Annotated in this window: 16 protein-coding genes; 2 read left to right on the top strand and 14 right to left on the bottom strand. The window is 56.0% G+C overall.

Annotated elements, in window-relative coordinates; translation table 11 throughout:
* Positions 1-65: 65 nt before the first annotated feature.
* From ACR0LZ_RS19935 to ACR0LZ_RS19875, 13 genes are all read right to left on the bottom strand, one after another.
* Positions 66-545, bottom strand: coding sequence for an Lrp/AsnC family transcriptional regulator (locus ACR0LZ_RS19935; RefSeq protein WP_480751908.1), 480 nt, complete (start codon positions 543-545; stop codon positions 66-68).
* Between the two features lie 13 nt (positions 546-558).
* Positions 559-1,551 (bottom strand): N(2)-acetyl-L-2,4-diaminobutanoate deacetylase DoeB, encoded by a 993-nt coding sequence (gene doeB / locus ACR0LZ_RS19930; protein ID WP_480751907.1) that lies wholly within the window; start codon positions 1,549-1,551, stop codon positions 559-561.
* 3 nt (positions 1,552-1,554) lie between these two features.
* The gene (doeA, locus tag ACR0LZ_RS19925) at positions 1,555-2,742 is read right to left on the bottom strand and encodes an ectoine hydrolase DoeA (protein WP_480751906.1); all 1,188 of its coding nucleotides are present in this window, start codon (positions 2,740-2,742) and stop codon (positions 1,555-1,557) included.
* Between the two features lie 19 nt (positions 2,743-2,761).
* Positions 2,762-3,751 carry a cyclodeaminase gene (locus tag ACR0LZ_RS19920; RefSeq protein ID WP_480751904.1) on the bottom strand — a complete coding sequence of 330 codons (990 nt, stop codon included), beginning with the start codon at positions 3,749-3,751 and terminating at the stop codon, positions 2,762-2,764.
* Positions 3,744-4,757, bottom strand: a complete 1,014-nt coding sequence (gene eutB / locus ACR0LZ_RS19915) for a hydroxyectoine utilization dehydratase EutB (protein WP_480751903.1) — start codon at positions 4,755-4,757, stop codon at positions 3,744-3,746. The genes ACR0LZ_RS19920 and eutB overlap by 8 nt, the downstream gene beginning before the upstream one ends.
* A gap of 17 nt (positions 4,758-4,774) precedes the next feature.
* Positions 4,775-5,539: an ectoine utilization protein EutA gene (gene eutA, locus ACR0LZ_RS19910; RefSeq protein ID WP_480751901.1), complete on the bottom strand. Its 765-nt coding sequence runs from the start codon at positions 5,537-5,539 to the stop codon at positions 4,775-4,777.
* 10 nt (positions 5,540-5,549) lie between these two features.
* Positions 5,550-5,987, bottom strand: a complete 438-nt coding sequence (locus ACR0LZ_RS19905) for a universal stress protein (RefSeq protein WP_480751900.1) — start codon at positions 5,985-5,987, stop codon at positions 5,550-5,552.
* A gap of 15 nt (positions 5,988-6,002) precedes the next feature.
* The gene (locus ACR0LZ_RS19900; protein ID WP_480751899.1) at positions 6,003-7,289 is read right to left on the bottom strand and encodes a TRAP transporter large permease; all 1,287 of its coding nucleotides are present in this window, start codon (positions 7,287-7,289) and stop codon (positions 6,003-6,005) included.
* 10 nt (positions 7,290-7,299) lie between these two features.
* Positions 7,300-7,866 carry a TRAP transporter small permease gene (locus ACR0LZ_RS19895; RefSeq protein WP_480751898.1) on the bottom strand — a complete coding sequence of 189 codons (567 nt, stop codon included), beginning with the start codon at positions 7,864-7,866 and terminating at the stop codon, positions 7,300-7,302.
* 67 nt (positions 7,867-7,933) lie between these two features.
* Positions 7,934-8,953 (bottom strand): TRAP transporter substrate-binding protein, encoded by a 1,020-nt coding sequence (locus tag ACR0LZ_RS19890; protein ID WP_480751897.1) that lies wholly within the window; start codon positions 8,951-8,953, stop codon positions 7,934-7,936.
* A gap of 96 nt (positions 8,954-9,049) precedes the next feature.
* A complete protein-coding gene (gene ehuR, locus ACR0LZ_RS19885; RefSeq protein ID WP_480751895.1) occupies positions 9,050-10,444 on the bottom strand; it encodes a MocR-like ectoine utilization transcription factor EhuR in 1,395 nt (464 codons plus the stop codon).
* A gap of 206 nt (positions 10,445-10,650) precedes the next feature.
* Positions 10,651-12,831 (bottom strand): protein kinase domain-containing protein, encoded by a 2,181-nt coding sequence (locus ACR0LZ_RS19880; protein WP_480751894.1) that lies wholly within the window; start codon positions 12,829-12,831, stop codon positions 10,651-10,653.
* Positions 12,832-12,870: 39 nt separating this feature from the next.
* Positions 12,871-13,449: an OmpA family protein gene (locus tag ACR0LZ_RS19875; protein ID WP_480751893.1), complete on the bottom strand. Its 579-nt coding sequence runs from the start codon at positions 13,447-13,449 to the stop codon at positions 12,871-12,873.
* A gap of 166 nt (positions 13,450-13,615) precedes the next feature.
* Here ACR0LZ_RS19875 and ACR0LZ_RS19870 point away from each other — a divergent pair, with 166 nt between their 5' ends.
* Positions 13,616-14,461 carry a M15 family metallopeptidase gene (locus tag ACR0LZ_RS19870; RefSeq protein ID WP_480751892.1) on the top strand — a complete coding sequence of 282 codons (846 nt, stop codon included), beginning with the start codon at positions 13,616-13,618 and terminating at the stop codon, positions 14,459-14,461.
* A 67-nt stretch (positions 14,462-14,528) separates the two neighbouring features.
* Here ACR0LZ_RS19870 and ACR0LZ_RS19865 read toward each other — a convergent pair whose 3' ends face one another.
* A complete protein-coding gene (locus ACR0LZ_RS19865) occupies positions 14,529-15,920 on the bottom strand; it encodes a hypothetical protein (RefSeq protein WP_480751891.1) in 1,392 nt (463 codons plus the stop codon).
* Between the two features lie 359 nt (positions 15,921-16,279).
* On the opposite strand from ACR0LZ_RS19865, the gene ACR0LZ_RS19860 reads away from it, so the two are divergent.
* Complete coding sequence (locus ACR0LZ_RS19860; RefSeq protein WP_480751889.1) at positions 16,280-17,851, top strand: ShlB/FhaC/HecB family hemolysin secretion/activation protein; 1,572 nt, start codon at positions 16,280-16,282, stop codon at positions 17,849-17,851.
* Position 17,852: the final 1 nt, after the last annotated feature.

Here is a 17,852-nt window from a genome sequence, read left to right as displayed (position 1 = left end):
GAAGTTGTGGCCGAATTTGGCCCCGCTGACAGAGGATTCATCTGACAAGGACCCTGAACCTTTGCCTAACTCCGGCCTAGCAACAGTTCAAAGGGTGGAGGGGTTTGACCCTTGACCGGTTTGGTCACGACATATGTGAAATACCTCGACAGACCGATGCGGGCGTCCAACATTTCGTCGATCAAACGTTGATAGGCGTCGATATCCCGGGTGATGATCTGCAGAAGATAGTCAAAACCTCCGCCAAGTGCCCAGCAGGCGGTTACCTCGTCATAGCGCTGCATCGCAGCCTCAAAAGCCCGAAAGCTGGCAGCGGTGTGATCGGTGATCTCTGCCGCAACAAACACTGTCACATGCGGCGCCAGTTTCCGCAGGTTGATGTGGGCACCGTATCCTTCGATCAACCCGGCTTGTTCCAGCTTCTTCAGCCGATCCCAGCAGGGCGTCGGCGACAAACCGATCCGGTCGGCCAGCGCGGCCTTGGTAATGCGGCCCTCGGTCGAAAGCACGCGCAGAATCTGTAGGTCGCGCTGATCCAATTGCATGTGATTGGTCCAATTACGTCTCGGTCACGCCAACAACTGCCAGACAATCCCCGGACTGGATCAGGCCGGGATAGTGGCGGCTGATGACATGGCCATCGCGGCGCGCGTGGTATTCGCGCGGTGGCTGCCCAGTTCGGTCCAGCGGCCAGACACGGGCGACCAGATCGCCCTTGGAAACCGGTTCACCCAAATCCACCATCACCTCATAAAGCCCGTCGCCTTCGCTGAACAAAAAGCACTCGTCATCGGGCATGGACAGGTTCACCGTTTCGTCGATCTGCATCTCGCCTTGCAGGATGCCGAAGTGTATCAGGACGTTGCGCAGTCCCTTCTTGGCAATCGCATTACTGCGGGCGGTGGAAGAGCCGCCACCACCAAGTTCGGTAGTGACAAGTACCTTTCCCATCTCCTCGACTGCGGTGTCGTACATACCGGCGCTGTCAATTTCCAGAAGCTGTACCGAGTACGGGGCATTGAATGCCTTCATCGCGGCGAAACAGGCGTCCTGTGTGGCCTTGTCCTCAAGAATATGGGCTGCGGCAAAAGGCACAAAATCCAGTGTTCTGCCGCCTGAGTGGAAATCCACTGCGACGTCGGCCAACGGCAGAAGCGTGCGCTGGAAATAGTCAGCGATCTTCTCGGTCACGGTGCCGTCAGGGCGGCCCGGAAACGACCGGTTCATGTTGCCTTTGTCGATCGGCGAAGTACGGGTTCCGGCCCGGAAGGCGGGATAGTTGAAGGCAGGGATGATGATCAGCCTGCCGGTCACATCTTCGGCGCGGGTCGTGGCCGCCAATTCGTGCAGGGCGATGGGGCCTTCGTACTCATCACCGTGGTTGGCCCCGGTCAAAAGCGCAGTTTTGCCTTCGCCATTCCGGATCACGGTCAGCGGGATCATGATTGAACCCCAGGCGCTGTCATCGCGGCTGTAAGGTAGTTTCAGAAAGCCGTGATGCACCCCATCCTGGTCAAGCGGGATGGTGGATGAGATCGGATTTTCCTTCATGGATCAGTCCTTTACGACCATTTTGCGCGGCACGTTTGACAGGCATTCCGGCCCGTTCGCGCCGATGCGAATGCTTTCGGTGATCTCGAAACCCCAGTCTTCCATCCAAAGACCCGTCATGAAGTGGAAAGTCATGTTTTCCTGCAGAACCGTCGTATCGCCCGGGCGCAGCGACATGGTGCGCTCGCCCCAGTCCGGCGGGTAAGACACGCCGATGGGATAACCGGTGCGGTTGTCCTTCTCGATGCCATATTTTTTCAGAACCTTGAAAAAGGCCTTGGCAATGTCTTCGCAGGTGTTGCCTGCCTTGGCCATCTCCAGCCCCGCATCCATGCCTTCAAGCACTGCTTTTTCGGCATCCAGGAAGGTTTGCGTCGGATTGCCCAGAAACACGGTTCTGGACAATGGGCAATGATAGCGGTGCACGACGCCAGCAATCTCGAAAAAGGTCCCTTCGCCAGACTTCATCGGCAGGTCATCCCAGGTCAGATGCGGCGCGGCGGCGTCGGGTCCAGACGGCAACAGTGGCACGATGGCCGGATAATCACCGCCAATGCCCAAACTTTCGTCAAAGCGCAGGGCGGCGTCATAGATATCGGCGACAAGATCGCATTTGCGCATGCCGGGTTCGACCTTGTCGAAGATCCGCTGATGCATCCGTTCGACGATCTTGCCGGCCTGGCGCATAAAAGTAAGTTCGGCCTCGGATTTTACCGCACGCTGCCAGTTGACCAGCGCATTGGCATCGGCAAAGCGGGCATTGGGCAGGTGTTTTTGCAACGACGCAAAAGCTGCGGCCGTGAACCAGTAGTTGTCCATCTCGACGCCGATATTGCCGCTGTCGTGTCCACGGTCCTTCAGTTGTGCCGAAAGGTAATCCATCGGGTGCCGTTCGGTCGACTGCACATAGTGGTCCGGGTAGCCGATGATATTGGCGGGATTCATAAAGCAGGTGCGCAGGGCGCCATTTGCATCCTGACCACGCCCATACCAGATCGGGTCGCCGTCCATGCCCAGCACAACGCATTGATGCACATAGAAGGACCAGCCGTCATAACCGGTCAGCCAGTTCATGTTCGAAGGATCGGTAACGATCAAAAGATCGAGTCCACGCCGCGCCATTTCGGCCCGGGTATTGCTGATGCGTTGCTGGTATTCAGCATGCGAAAAATACAGCTTTGGGTTTGCCATATGGGTAAGTCCTGGTTGATCAGCTGGTAATGTTGGTGCCTGCACCCGCCGCATTGGCGCGGGAACCTGCAAGTGTTGCTATAGCGGTGTCCTGTACACCGGTTCCGGTCAAGTCGCAGACGGTGATGTCCGCATCCGAAGCCCGGCCCGGTACCTGGCCCGCAATAATTTGGCCCAGTTCGGGAAATCTCCCTGTTTCGGTGACAGTGCCCGCGGCCAGTGCAGGGCGCAACTCGCCTTGCTTTACGGATTGTGCCAGCCGGTCCACAACAAACAACGTCGCGGCGGGGATCACATCTGGTGAAAGCTCGGTCTTGTAATCGGCATCAGAACCCATGGCAGTCACATGCTGTCCGGGCCGGAGCATTTCGGCACTGATCAGCGGTTCGCCGGATGGTGTGGTGGTCACAACGATATCAGCCTGCTCCATTACTTCGGCAATGCTGCCAGCGGTGACCTGGATGCCCAGTTTTTCCGCGCAATCCCGCGCACACGCCTCGGCTTTCTGCACATCGCGGCCCCAGATGACGGCGCGTTGGATATCGCGCACCAATGTCAGCGCTTCCAGTTGCAGCCGTGCCTGAATACCTGTGCCGAGGACGCCTGCGACTGTGCTGTCTTCCCGCGACAGATGTTTGGCCGCGACCGCACCGGCGGCGGCGGTACGGACATCGGTCAAATAGCCGTTATCCAAAAGTACTGCCTGCACGACGCCGGTTTTCGCGTCAAACAGCACCATCAATCCATTGAGGCTGGGCAGGCCCAGATTAGGGTTGTCGAAAAACCCGGGACTCATCTTGATGGCAAACCCGTCCAGCCCCGGCACGTAGGCGGTCTTTACGTCTACCTCCCCGTTGTACTCAGGCACATGAAAACTAAGAATCGGGGGCATCTGCACATCTTTGGTGGCAAGCAGGCGAAATGCCTCTTCCACGCACATGACCGCGTCACCATCCAGCGCAACAGCGTTGCGCAGATCGGATTCCGTAAGAATCTTGATATCAGGCATCCACGCTTCCTTGTTTTCGGGTTTCTGCTTCGACATCGACGTTTTCGCCATTGATGATGCGCTTGTGCAAAACCATGTCGATGTTCTGCCCGCTTATCAGCGACACACAGCGGCCAGGATTGTCAACCTTGCCCGACAGCAGCGCGGCAATGCCGACGCTGCCAGAGCCTTCGATGACCTGTCGCTCTTGAAAATACGCGTGACGGATTGCCTCGGCGATTTCAGTTTCAGTGACAAGTACAATTTCATCCACCAACGCTTTGGTCATTTCAAAGGTATAGGCATTGTCCAACCCAATGCCTCCGCCTAAGCTGTCGGCCAGCGTCGCTTTTTCTTCGACCAGAATGGGTTTGCCTGCTTTCAGGCATTCGTACATGGCGGCGCCTCGTTCCATCGAGACGCCGATCACCCGTATTTCCGGGTTTGCGGCCTTCATCACCATCGCCACTCCGGAAATCAGCCCGCCTCCCGACAAGGGCACCAGCACGGTTTCCAGATTTGGCTCCTGCTTGAGAATTTCCAGCGCTACGGTGCTTTGGCCAGCTATGATATCGCGGTGATCAAAGGGGGGCAGCATGGTCATGCCCTCTGATACCAGCCGGTCGACTTCGACCTGCGCATCATCCTGCGAACGACCGACAATGCGCACTTCTGCGCCGTGGGATTTGATGCCGTCAACCTTGTTCCGAGGCACCAGTTCCGACATGCAGATGACGCAACGCACACCCGCCTGTGCCGCGGCATATGCCAGCCCGCGTCCGTGATTGCCGGTAGAAACGCCCACGACTCCTGCAGCACGCTGGTCATCGGTCAGCGACAGAACCGCGTTGGTGGCGCCGCGCAGTTTGAAGCTGCCGGTGTTCTGAGTATTTTCCAGCTTCAGGGATATATTTCCGCCGGTCAACGTACTCAAGGACGGAGAGGAGGCCATGGCCGTCTTCCGGATACGTCCGGCAATCCGCGCGTGCGCCAGAAAGCTGTCCTGAAGGGTTATTTGTCTTTTCATCGGGCGTGTCCGTCTGCCTATAGTTCAAAAAGCCTGCCGTAACCCTGTCTCTGATCCGGAATTCCGGCCAAGCGCAGGCAACGCCAGACCATTGCCTGGTTCGAGCTCACAACCGGCTTGCCCAACGCATCCTCGATCCGTTGCACGCAAGTTGCGGCACGCAGAGCGGTGCAGGAGAGAAACAGTGCATCTGCCTGGCTGTCACAGGCAGCAATCGCGCCGTCGATAATGCTGTCCTCGGAAATCCGCGCCATTTGCCGGTCATCGGTCAGCCCAAAGCAGGTGGCGCTGACAACTTCGGGACCATGCGCCGCAAAGTACTGAGCCATTTCATCGGTTACGTCCGGGCTGTAGGGAGTCAGCAATGACACCCGTTTTGCGCCAAGGGCTGCAAAGGCATCAAAGGCAGCAGAACTCGGCGTGACGCAGGGCGTGTTCGGCTTGGCGGCGTTCAGATACCGGGTCACGGTATCATTGCCCAGCACGATTGAGGCCGCGGTACAGCAATAGGCGACCACATCCACCTCTTCATCCGGCAGGATCTGCGCCGCGGCCGCAGTCAGACGCGGCCCGGTCTTCAGAAGCGTTTCCTTGGTGGTCGGATTTTCGAATTCGATCCGGTTCACGTAAACGCCAACCTGATCCGGATCACAGATTCGAGCGAAGTCGCGCTCAGACGTATGATCGGTTGCCAATGCCACCAGAGCAATCCGCTTTTTTACCGGGCGGGTGTCCAGCCGGGCGGGAATGCGCGACGGTGTGGTGTGGATATCCAGTGCCATTTTCGTACTCCTAAACGACAAGAACTGGCGTTTCGGCAAGGCTGGTCACCTTGTGCGAAACGCTACCCAAAAACACCCCTTCGAGCGACCCCAACCCGCGGCTGCCAATAACGATCAGATCGTTCTGGTGTTCTCTGGCAAAGCCGACGATTGTGCGCGCGACGGGACCGCCCTTGACGAAAGCCCGCACATTGGGAACGCCGGCTTCGCTTGCAAGAGACTTGCCGCACTCGGCCACTTCTTTTGCGTGTCCCCGCATGATGTCGTCCAGATTGTCGGGTTTGTCCGAACCTACTATATGCATCGAGGCTTCGAGCAGGGAGTGGTGACGATATACCGTCAGTAGGGTCAAATCGGCTTTGCACAGCTGCGTCAGTTTCGCCGCCTTTTGCAGGGCCGCCTCGGCCCCGTGAGATCCGTCAAATGGAACTAGGATTGAAGCAAACATGGGGATATCCTTCCCTTACTTGGCAAAGGCCAGATCACGCAGAAACAATGCTATCTGCGGGAAAAATATCAGTGCCACCGACACGCCCAGCAGCATCAGGATAAATGGCGGCGTGCCGCGTACGACCTCGGCATAAGGGCGTTTGAAGACCGCAATCGCGGTGAATATATCGCACCCAAAGGGTGGTGTGGCCGAGCCGATGGCGACTTGCAGCGTAATGATGGTGCCTACCAGCACGGGATCGATACCGACCGATTTCACGACGGGTGCAAAGACCGGAACCAGTACCAGGATCACCACGATCGGATCCACGAACATGCAACCGATGAAAAACGCAATTGAAATCACGAACAACACGCCAATCGCGCCCATCTCACTGATACCGATGGCGCCCAGTATCTGCTGCGGCACCTGCGCGAAAGAAATCACCCAGGAAAACGCAGCACCAGCGCCAACCAGAATAAAGACGATGGCTGTTATGAGACCAGTGGATTTGGCCGTGTCATAAACATTTGCCAGCGTCATCGACCGGAAGACACCAACTTCGAGGATAAGCGCGTAAAGCACGCAGGCCGCTGCCGCCTCGGTCGGGCTGAAGATGCCTCCGTAGATGCCGCCAATGATGATGATCGGAAAGCCCATTGGCCAAAGCGCCTCCCGCATGGTCGTCAGGCGCTCGCCCCAACTGGCCTTGGGTTCGGTCGGAACGTTGTTGCGCACGGCGTACACGTAACTGTACCCGGAAAACAAAACGAGGATCAGCAGCCCGGGGCCAATGCCCGCGATGAACAGTTCAGCAATCGACGTGCTGGAAACAACACCATAGATGATCATCCCGATCGATGGCGGGATCAAAAAGGCAATGTCGCTGGCGTTGACGATCAGTGCCAGCACAAAGCTGTCTTTGTAGCCTGCCTTCAACATGCGGGGCCGCAGCGGCGAGCCGATCGCCACAACCGTTGCCTGGGTCGATCCCGAAACGGCGCCAAACATGGTGCAGGCAGCAGCGGTGGAAATCGCCAGCCCGCCACGGATATGGCCGACATAGGCCATCACCACATTGATCAACCGTCCGGCTGACTGGCCGCGCGTCATGATATCCGCAGCAAAGATGAACATCGGCACCGCAATCAAGGATGCGGGGCGGATGCCGGCCATCATCTGCTGCACCATCGTCTCGGTCCTGGCCAAATCACCGAACAGCATCAGAAAACCGATGAATGCACCGGCAATCAGCGGGATCATCATCGGGAAGCCCAGAAGAAGCAGGACAATCATGGTCAGGAAAATTGTTGCAGCCATTGAATTGCCCTCAGATCTCGATTTCTTCTTCGCTCTCATACCCTTCTTGCACATGGGTCGAGAGATAGATTTCGGGCGACGTAAAGTTACGCACCGCGGTCAGCAGATACTGGGTGCCGGTCATGAAGAACCCGGCAGGTACCCAGATCAAAATCACCCAAACAGGGATCTGCAACGCGGGCAACACGCGCCCGCGCGACGCCTGAGCGCCGATGTACTTCACCGAGTAGTAACAGAGCAGGAACATGAAAAATGCCGTGATCACGGCAATCACGACCATAAGTGCCTTGCGAACGCGTGGTGGAAACGTGTCATAGATGGCCGACATGCGGATATGACGGGCATGGCGTGCAGCATAGCTGATACCAGCAAATGTGATCAGGATGATCAGTATGCGGTTCAGTTCTTCGGAAAAGAAAATCGAATGCCCCAGCAAAAACCGTCCAACAACGTTGGCCACGGTATTGGCCGCCATCAGCAGGACGCCTGCGGCCAACAGAAATGATTCCGTACGGCTTATTGCGCTGTCCAGAACACCCAAAAATCCCGGCAAGGCCGAATCATGCGGATTGCCCATTTTCTCTCCCTATTGATTGGGCGGCAGGCCGGTAAAGTCCCGGCCCGTCGCGTTTCACCAAAGGGTTTCAGTTTGCTGTGGCCGCGAGGTCCGCTTTCATTTGCTCGAGAATGGCCGCGCCGCTATCGCCGGTCATTTCGACAAACTTCGCCTCAACCTCGGCTGCCGCCTCCTTGAAACACTGGCGCTGATCATCGCTCAGCACGGTAACCTGCATTTCCGGCTTGGCCTCCATGATCTTGGCCAGCTCCGTCTCTGCCGCCTGCTGTTGATACACAACCGTGTGGTCATAGGCGGCCTGGGCCGCGTTTTGAACGACCTGCTGATCTTCGGCACTCAACCCGTCATAGAAATCCTTGTTGGCCATTACTGCCGTGGTGAAGTTGTTATGTCCTGCATAAGTGATGTAGTCGGTCACTTCGTAGATCTTGGTGGAGTAGAGGAAGAACGTCGGGTTCTCTTGTCCCTGGATAACATTGGTCTGCAGACCACCATAAACCTCGCCCCAGGGAAGTGGCGTCGGCGTGGCGCCAAAAGCCTTGTAGCTTTCCACCAGAAGCGGGTTGGTCATGACCCGGAATTTCACTTCGTCCAGATCGGAACATGTTGCAACCGGCGTTTTGGTGGTCATGGCGACCTCGCCTTCGGGGAACATGTTCAACAACTCCAGCCCCTGATCGGCGTAGAGTGGTTTGAACATTTCATTGATCGCCTTGCTCTCTTTGTAGAAGCGCGCCAGATGCTCCTGATCGGTGGGCAGCAAGTAAGGGACAAAAAAGACCTGCGCTTCGGGAATCAGCGACCCGGTAAAACCTGGTGATTGGTCCACGAACTGCAGAATTCCGTCCTGAGTCTGCTCCATGATATCGGCGGATTCACCCAGGGTGCCATAGGGGAACAGCTGGATCTCGTGATCCGAGTTCGCCTCGATCTCTTCCTTGAATTTCTGGGCATAAATGCCCTGCACATCGGTCATCGCTTCTTCGAATGCATACCGCCAGGTTTCCGCCTGCACGGTGGTGCCTGCTGTCAGTGCAATTCCCGCAGCCGTCAGGACTCCAAATGTAAATTTGATGGATTGAGCCATAGTTTCCTCCCAAGATCACCGGCGCCGGAGCACCGTCGTGTTCGGTTTGAGAGAAATTGTACTGCATGTCAATTTTTTTATTGTAGCATGACAATGTTAGAACGTGAAAGGGGCAACTCCCTCGGGCGGCCGCCTGAGCATACCGGCAATCAGCTCCAGGCCTTGCCGGAACCGCTCCAGATCCTGAATGCTGCCCAGCGAGATGCGTACTGCATTTTGCTGCGATGTATTTGGAGTGAGAAAAGGCGCATCAGGGGCTACCGCCACCTTCAGTTCGCGCGCATACGAGACAAAACTTCCAGTGGTCCATCCCTCTGTCAGCGGCAGCCACAAATGAAGCGCCGATGGGTGCCCCTGCCACCGCCAGCCGTCAAGTACGTCCGCCGCAATACGGTAGCGTTCGTCCAACGCGCGCCGCTGCCATTGCGCAAGTTCAACTGCGGTTCCATCCTTTACCCACCGGGTTGCCAGTTCGCATATCAATGGTGTCGCCATCCAGCCGAACACGACAATCCGCCCGGTCAATGCAGGCAGCAGATGGTCCGGCGCGGCCATGTAGCCTGCGCGCAACCCGGACACGGTGCACTTGGTGAAGGTTGTCAGATATATCGATCGTTCGGGCGCCAGGGCGGACACGGGAACAGGCCGGTATTCTGCAACAGGACCAAACGCATCGTTCTCTATGATGTACAATTCGTACTTTCGGGCGATTTCCACCAATTCCCCACGCCTGCCTTCAGGCATCATTCCTGCCGTGGAGTTGGCTAATGACGGAAGTAAAAACAATACTTTAGCGGATTTTTCACGGCAATGACGCTCTAGCGCATCAGGGATGACGCCATCCGCGTCCGTCTCAAGCCCCACAAGGTTCAGTCCGAGATAGGAACATCCAGAAACCAATAGATGATGCGTGATCCGGTCAGATACCACCGTGTCACCCGGGCGGGTCAACGCCGACAGCGCGGCAGACATCCCGTGGCTGACCCCATTTGTCATGATGATGCGTTCCGGGGATACTTCCAATCCGCAAATCCTCAACCAATCCGCTCCGGCGGCGCGATGCGCGTCATGGCCAATATTCGGACGGCAAGACAAATAGTAGGTCGGGTCCAACCCTTCGGGTAACTCCTTCAACGCCTGCTGAAACCGCTCTGCATGTTGCTGCGAGAAAACCGGTCGAGAAATCGACAAGTCGAAACCGGATCCTCTTTCCGAGCTCAGTTGAAACGGCTGGTCGTTGGGTTTGTCAGGATCCAGAACGTAGCTACCCCGTCCCACCTGACCATCAATCAACCGTTGCCGCCGCAAACTTTCATAAGCTTTGCTGACCGTATGTACGCTCAGGCCCAGTTCTTCGGCCAGTTTGCGATGAGTCGGAAGCTGCGTACCCTTTGGCAGCTTGCCATCAGAGATCGCCCTCGCAATGGATCGCGCGAGACTGGAATGTATAGGTGAGCCGAGGGAACTGGGGTCAGGAAGCCAAATTGTCATGCGACATATGTATAATTGATCAGTACAAACTGGCAATACAAACGTCGGCTTTCAGATTTTTCCAGCGAGGCTTGTCGTAGCAGCGTCATTTCCTGTCTGCCGCCAATAACCCCGACCGTTCGCGAGTTAGGCAAGGTGCAACTTCTCAATATCGCGGCTGGGTGTGCGAAGTTCGTAGGGCAAACAGGTTTTCAGTCCTCGAGTCGCTACTTGTCGAGCGTGGTCAATATCCGGCTGTCCAACGACAAAATACGCGCGCTTTGGTTGCGGCTTTGATCTCGTAAGGCTTCGGCATAGCCAACAGCGGACTCGGTTGTTGGCCGCATGCTCTCGAACAGCGGTTCGTCGGAATGAATGGCGATAATCTTGCTTTTACCAAGCGTGCTGTCATCGACCTGAAACGCAATGCCGCCGTTTTCCTGACTTTCCGCAATGGAATAGGCGACGCGCACTGACAAAGGTCCGTTGCGTCCGTTACGGAGCGTCGAAATGTCGTTGTTCTGGCGTGAAATGTTGGGAATCAGATGGAACACGTTGCCGGAAACGTCCAACACCGAAACAGACAGAAAGCCATCCTGAGCGTCAGCAGGCAACACTATGTCGATAACCGGGTTTTCGCCAACCACATAATCCCCGGTCGGGTTTGGTGCGTTACCCGCTTCTCCGTTGCTGAAGTCTATACCGATTTCCCCCGCTGGCGCTGCCGGGAGAAAATTCTCGATCAGGCACAACGTCGGATTCAGGATACTGGTGTCGACGGTAACCGGACGCTCTCCCCCAACCGCGCGAACGGAATCGAACAGGGCCGCACGTGTTTCAGCCGTTGCAACTGTTCCCTTGACCAGGATCTGGCTTTCGGGGCCGTAACCGGCGGCCGGAGGGTCCACTAGGTTCAACTCACCGCAATCGGCAAGGTTTTCGAGAACCGATGTAATTGCTTCGGCAGACAAAAACAGTTCCCTCAGTTCCACAGAAACATTGCCCTTCAATCCGCCGGAAAATCCCGCGCTGAAAACTTGTTCAACTTGTTCCTGGATACCCTTGTCACTCGTCAGGCCGTTGACCGACGCGTCATTCCCATTCAGCTCAAGTCTCCAGGAGTCCAACGGAGAAAGGGCCTTTATTGTGGCCACCACGTCCGCGCCCCATGTTTCAGCAATTTCACCAGATGCCAGTGTGAGTTGGGCGAATCCAGCGTCAGATTCCACGATTGCAGTGATTTCCTCTCTGATCTGTTCAGTCGGTACATTGCCAATCGCACGGGGAACGCCGTTTTGGGGCGCTTCCACAATCAGTGTATATGGGTTGGCTACAGGATAGGTTGGTCCCATCATGCTGTCGAATAATCCCGCTACGTATCCGCCTGCGCCCAACAAAGCCAAGAAACCAACAAGCAAAATTACAACCAACCCACTGCGCGACCCTGTTTCATTCGCCTGTGGTGCAGGGCGCGAAGATTTTGGTTCCTTCATGAGCGCGGCTTGTGGCTTCGCCGGTTCTGGTTTTGCAGCACCCTTGGGCACGATAATCGTCGCATCCTCCAAAGGTGTTGTGTGCTCGGCCTTGCGATTGGCAAGAGCGCGCAAAACCTCTGACGCGCTTTGAAAACGGTCGTCGGGGTCGGGGGCGGTCATCTTGTCGATTATCGACTTCAAAGGGTCCGGCACATCTTCTGTGTCCAAACGCTTTTTCTTATTCTCGACCACCTCCATCGGATTGCGCCCTATCTCGGGTGACTTGCCACGATAATTAGCCAAAAGCAGAGCGCCCAGAGAGTACAGGTCGGTGCGGGCATCCGTTTTGCCCGACAGTTGCTCTGGTGCGGCGTAGGCATATTTCCCGGCAAATTCGTTGCCGACAATGGTTTCTGCGCCGGGATTGGTGTCCTTGGCGATGCCAAAGTCGATAATCACTGCCTGCGCCGGGTCGCCGTTGCGCAGGATGATGTTGTCCGGACTCAGGTCCCGATGAACAATGTTCCTTGCATGCGCCGCCTCAAGGCCTTCACATACCCTCTTGCAGACTGTCAAAAGGTCCGCAGAAGACATCGGGCCTTCTTTAAGCTTTGCGTCCAATCCCGGCCCGTCCACATAATCCATCAAAAGATAAACGTGGCCATCGGCAGTTCGGTGATTTTCCGAATATCGCACCACTGCATCGTGCCGGATTTCACGGATTTCCTCTTCTCGCGTGAGCAGGACGAGGTAATCATCATTGCCCGAAAACTCTGCCTTTAGCACTTTTAGCGCAACTTGTCGGCCTGAAATTTCCGACTTGGCCCGATACACATCCGACGTGCCACCCCGGCCCAGGATCGCCTCGATACGGTAAGTATTATTTACCAAGTCGCCTGGCTGAAACAGGTCACCGGCGCGGGATTCGGTCATTCGGCCCCCATAGATCAATCGGTTGAAGCGAGTACGTTCTTAACCAAGCGCCTGGAATTCCACCCGACGGTTTTCATCTGCGCGGGTATCGTCCGAGTTATAGGGAACGGTTTCACCCATCCCGATGGCTTCCAGCCGGTTTTCCGGAATGCCGCAATCACCCACAAGATGACGTTTTACTTCCTTTGCACGCAGCAAGGACAGGTTTTGGTTATAGTCTGCCGACCCCGAACTGTCTGTGTGCCCGATGATTTGAAAGACCTGAACATCCACCGATTTCATGGCCTGGCAAAGCGAAGCGAGCTTGGGTTTCTGGTCGTCACGCAACGCCGCAGAGTCAAAATCGAAACTGATCTGCAAATTGACCTGATCCTCCTTCGCGACTTCTTGATAATCTGCCGCTGCAGCCACTGTGGTTCCACTGCTTTCTTCGGTTTCTGCGGTCGTAGCTTGCGTTGAAGGCACTATAACCAAGCCGCGCGTTTTTTGCTTGTTGAACGCATCGGTCATCTCTTCTGCCGTCATCTCGCTCGAAGTTTGTGCGCTTGCCGCTTGCAGGGCGAACAACCCCACCGCGACCGATGAACAGAAACGAACGAGATTTTTTTTGAAGAACATTGCCCGGCTCCCTGGCGCCAAATGAAGAGTTCTCCTGAGATTAACCAACGGGAATTGGTGTCACAATCATTATGTGCATTTGTTGAGCCTTCGACGTGACAGTTGCAAAAGAGCATCCTAAAGTATCGCTGAGCGGTAAGAACGTCGGTTCACAGGGAAATAACTCATGCGCATCGTGCCTGCGATAATTCTGGCAATCGCAATTCTGCTGGCACCTATCATCTGGTACGTCTTCCCGATGCTTGTTTCGTCTGACGAGACATTTGATGGCCCGGCCATCGATTCAGGTGCGCGGATCGAAATTGAAATGCTCAGCCAGCAGGTCGAAGATCTGAGAAATCGCTTGGAAGAAATTTCCGGTGAAATCGGGCGCTTGCAATCCGGCAATGCCGCACCGTTACTTCAACCCGATAGCCTTGATGCGGATTCATATGGTTACGACAGCACGTCACCCAACGATATCATCGATGCCTATGCTCAGGTCGTTCTGATTGCCAACAGAAACAAGGTGAACCGAGAGTTGGAGATCGCGTCGCCATCATTTCTGGCTCAAACCTTCGGGCCGCCACGCGAGAACCTGACCGACACATGCCAAGCCATGACCAACGAGCGGTTGGCTGACAAGCTTATCCTCGAACAGGTTGGCCCGGTGCAGGTCCGTATGCTGAGACCCGCAATCGATTCTCTGCGTCAGGTCTTCGACAACATTCGAAGGACAGATCCGGACCTGTATGCCCGGATAAACACGGCCGGTTCGCTGTGTGTGCGGCTGATCCGGGGATCGACCTCATCGGCGTCAGCCCATGCTTACGGTTTGGCTGTGGATTTGAACATCGACGGTGTTCTGGACACATTGGGCGATGGGAAAACCCAGTTGGGTCTGACGATCCTGGCCGATTTCTTCCGCGAAGAGGGCTGGGTATGGGGCGCGGCCTGGGGCCGCGAAGACTCGATGCATTTCGAAGTCAGCCGCAACAAAATCGAGGAATGGATCGAAGAAGGCGCGCTTTAGCGGCAATCCACGTTTCGAAATCCGTCCTTGCAACAGAACCGTTCCAAGCCTTCATGAGCGCCCTGTTCTATACGGTCATTTCCTGTTCCGCGAAGGCAACCGCTTCTTCAGAAAGCACTTTCACTTCATCAAGCTCGCGGTTTTGGAATGCCATTTTCAATCGGTCCAACAAGCTTTCAGCTTGATCGCGATTTTGCGTCGCTGACGCGATGGCCGCATGGGCCGGTTCGACAAATTCCAAATACACACGGGCAGCGGCATTGCCATTCGCTATCGCCGCTTCTGCCGTTTCGAGACAGCGAAATGCAGCCAGAAAATTTCGAGCACGCGCGGCTTGATCGGCCTCGGCCAAAGCCGCATGAACCTGTCCAAGTTCTGGTTTGACGCAATTGCCCACGTTGACGCGCTGCAACTCTTTCGCACGGGCGACCAACTGTCGGAATACGCTGGCGTATTTTCCGTCCTGCAGGACATCTTGGGTCACTTGTTCGACGATCCGCCGTGCAGTCTCAAGCATGGCCAGCGCACCCGCTTGATCAGGAAGGATGGCTCGAGCTTGCCGAAGTGTCTTTATGCACTCGGACAGTTCAGTCGAGAATTGGCGGGAAGCAGGTAGCTTTTTCAACCCTCCCACCATCGCGAAAATTCGGGCATAGACTTTGTCGAAGTCGTCATCTTTTTCCACAGCGGGCAACTTTGAAGCCAAATCCAGCCCCTTTGTGCCCACTCGCAATTCGGTACGCGCCTTTTGCAGCATGACAACCGCACCGACCCAATTGTCGCTTTTGGTAAAGTTGGCGGCGTCGTTCATCATCTCGCGGACGTCGTTCAGAACTGGCCGCGCCGGACCACCTGCTGGAGCAAGGGCTTCGATCCTTGCGATTTCAGCAGTAAGTTCCGTGACCAGGCGCGCATAGTCGGCCCCACGTGAGGCCTCTTGCATCATGGCAGTATGGCGGTGATCCTGCCCTTCGCATACGGCCAGAGCCTGCCCGATATCCCCGCGTGCGATTGCCGCCTGCCTGCGCTTTTCGTCTGCTTCCATGCGCGCGAGATAATCGAGAATGGCTATATCCCCCCCAGTGTGTTTCTGGGCCAGGGTCTGCTTGAGCCGCGTCTGAAACTTCTTCTCTTCCTCCAGGTACAAGACGGCCGCATCGTACTCCCGATCCAGAGCGCGAGCCGTGTCACGTTCCCGATCCAATACTATTTCAGCGTTTTCTCCAGCACCCTGGGCAATCAGATCGCGCGCCTTGGAAAGTGCTTTCGAAAGGGGGGCGGACAAAGGTTGCAACAACCGCGCCCCTCGCGGAGGCAAGGCATGAACCCGCGCCAAAAGTAACTCGAAATCTTGTGCAGTCCGTTCGAAATCGCCGCTTTCATCGGTCCGATCGCCGCCTTCGGGCCCCTGCGTATCTGTAAATCTTTCCAAAAAGGCTCGTTGGGATTTGGTCAGCATGAGCTTGAACTCCGGTTCAAAGCAGTCGGGAACAAAGATAGCCTAGGTTTCGGAATGTGGCGGAAATTTGTTGCTCCTCCAACATACTTGGCCCCGGATATTAACGAGAAACACACATCTCGGCTCTTTGTGCTTGCCTGATACGGCCTAAAAGGGGTTCTCTGTCAACTACCCGACCATTTGAATACAGTAAGGAACCAATGCGTTTTCCTCGGTTAGCCGTCTCGCCCAAACTTATAGCCTGCTTGATCTCCGCGTTGCTGTTCGGGGCGGATAACGGACCGGCGTCGGCACAGTCCGCCGGCAATCTGGCACCGTCCACTTTTCAGCCGCAGAACCAGCGCGCAACGTCAGGGCCAGTGACCGTCGCGCGAGACCCGGGTGCGCAGACTCCGCCGGGGTCTGACAGGCTATTCGTCACCATCGGCACCGTCGAAATCCAAAATGCCTTACCTCAGATGGCGGCCGCAAATCAGGCGTTCACACAATCTCTGGCTGGCAAACGGGTTCCTGTTTCCGAGATTTTCAGAGCCACAAGGGTATTGGAAAGTGAATATGCAGATGCAGGATATGTGCTGGCCCGGGTTGTTCTGCCGCAGCAGACTGTCAGGGATGGCGGCGCACTCAGGATCGTTGTGGTTGACGGATTCATTGAACGAATTGATGCAACAGCCGTCCCCGAACCCGTGCGGAACCGAATCGTCCGCCTGACGGATCCCCTGATCGGAAAGCGCGGCATTCGTCTTCAGCAAATCGAGCGGGCACTTTTACTGGCCGGCGACACCTATGGTGTAAGGCTGTCTTCCACCCTTTCCACGGGTCAGCAGGATGGCGGCACGTTGCTCACCCTGGATGGCGAATACCAAAGGGTGACCGGATCATTTGGTTTCGACAACTCGCTTTCCGACGAACTAGGTCCACTAAATTTGAGCGCCGGTGTGGAACTGAACGGCGCGCTTCAGATGGGCGAGACGTTTTACGCTCGCCTCGGCGGCTCTCCGACCCGGTATTTTTCAGACTCGGCCCAATACCGCATTCTTGCTGCCGGCGCCGTGTTTCCGATCGGCTTGAGCGGGTTGACCTTCAACATCGAAGGCACATCCAGCCGGTCGACGCCAGATAATGAGCTCATTCCGACCAACAGCAGCTTTGACCGCCTGTCTTTCCGGTTTTATTACCCATGGATCCGGTCGCGACGGTTCAACTTGTCCTCGCAGTTCATTCTTGATCGCACAAGTGACGAGCAAAACCTGATCGGAACAACGACCGAGTTCCCAGTCTATGACGACGAATTGAGCGTTCTGCGGGCTTCCCTCGATGGGACTTGGAACTACGATGACGGATCATACCTGCAAGCCAGTGCAGTTTTGTCACAGGGCATAGATGCGTTTGGCGCGCGGACAACACCGGGGCCAGGGGAAACACCGCTTTCACGTCAGGGTGCTGATGCGGTTTTTACCAAACTCGTATTGGGTTTCCAGTATCTTCGCCCATTTGACAAGAATTGGAGCCTGTCGTTGCGCGGTCGCGCCCAAAGCAACTTCGGGGATCCACTGGTGTCCTCCGAGCAGATCAGCCTTGGCGGCACGGGAGAGTTGTCGACCTTTGATGCCGGAACGATCAAGGGCGATGATGGATGGGTCCTGAGGGCCGAGGTTGCCCGACAGATGGCGCTTTCCATTGGCGGCTATCCATTTATTGGCAAACCATATTTGTTCGGAGCCACAGGTATGGTAGGACTGGAAAATCCGACTGTTTTTGAACAAAGCACAACCAAGGCTTCCAGTTACGGACTTGGGTTCGAATTTTTGACGATTGAAAACTCCCCATTCAAGTCCGGATCATTGCGAGTTGAGTATGGGAGAGGGTTAAGAGATGATCTTGAACCAGATGAGAACCGCTTCAGCATCGTCGCCAGCCGCAGGTTCTAAC

The organism is Ruegeria sp. CI1, from assembly GCF_056536925.1.
The sequence above is the reverse complement of the archived record's forward strand: the minus strand, read 5'-3'. Positions and strand labels throughout refer to the sequence as shown.

Coding starts and splice junctions, on each gene's coding strand:
- ACR0LZ_RS19935 (WP_480751908.1), bottom strand. CDS start 545: ATGCAATTGGATCAGCGCGACCTACAGATTCTGCGCGTGCTTTCGACC.
- doeB (WP_480751907.1), bottom strand. CDS start 1,551: ATGAAGGAAAATCCGATCTCATCCACCATCCCGCTTGACCAGGATGGG.
- doeA (WP_480751906.1), bottom strand. CDS start 2,742: ATGGCAAACCCAAAGCTGTATTTTTCGCATGCTGAATACCAGCAACGC.
- ACR0LZ_RS19920 (WP_480751904.1), bottom strand. CDS start 3,751: ATGCCTGATATCAAGATTCTTACGGAATCCGATCTGCGCAACGCTGTT.
- eutB (WP_480751903.1), bottom strand. CDS start 4,757: ATGAAAAGACAAATAACCCTTCAGGACAGCTTTCTGGCGCACGCGCGG.
- eutA (WP_480751901.1), bottom strand. CDS start 5,539: ATGGCACTGGATATCCACACCACACCGTCGCGCATTCCCGCCCGGCTG.
- ACR0LZ_RS19905 (WP_480751900.1), bottom strand. CDS start 5,987: ATGTTTGCTTCAATCCTAGTTCCATTTGACGGATCTCACGGGGCCGAG.
- ACR0LZ_RS19900 (WP_480751899.1), bottom strand. CDS start 7,289: ATGGCTGCAACAATTTTCCTGACCATGATTGTCCTGCTTCTTCTGGGC.
- ACR0LZ_RS19895 (WP_480751898.1), bottom strand. CDS start 7,866: ATGGGCAATCCGCATGATTCGGCCTTGCCGGGATTTTTGGGTGTTCTG.
- ACR0LZ_RS19890 (WP_480751897.1), bottom strand. CDS start 8,953: ATGGCTCAATCCATCAAATTTACATTTGGAGTCCTGACGGCTGCGGGA.
- ehuR (WP_480751895.1), bottom strand. CDS start 10,444: ATGACAATTTGGCTTCCTGACCCCAGTTCCCTCGGCTCACCTATACAT.
- ACR0LZ_RS19880 (WP_480751894.1), bottom strand. CDS start 12,831: ATGACCGAATCCCGCGCCGGTGACCTGTTTCAGCCAGGCGACTTGGTA.
- ACR0LZ_RS19875 (WP_480751893.1), bottom strand. CDS start 13,449: ATGTTCTTCAAAAAAAATCTCGTTCGTTTCTGTTCATCGGTCGCGGTG.
- ACR0LZ_RS19870 (WP_480751892.1), top strand. CDS start 13,616: ATGCGCATCGTGCCTGCGATAATTCTGGCAATCGCAATTCTGCTGGCA.
- ACR0LZ_RS19865 (WP_480751891.1), bottom strand. CDS start 15,920: ATGCTGACCAAATCCCAACGAGCCTTTTTGGAAAGATTTACAGATACG.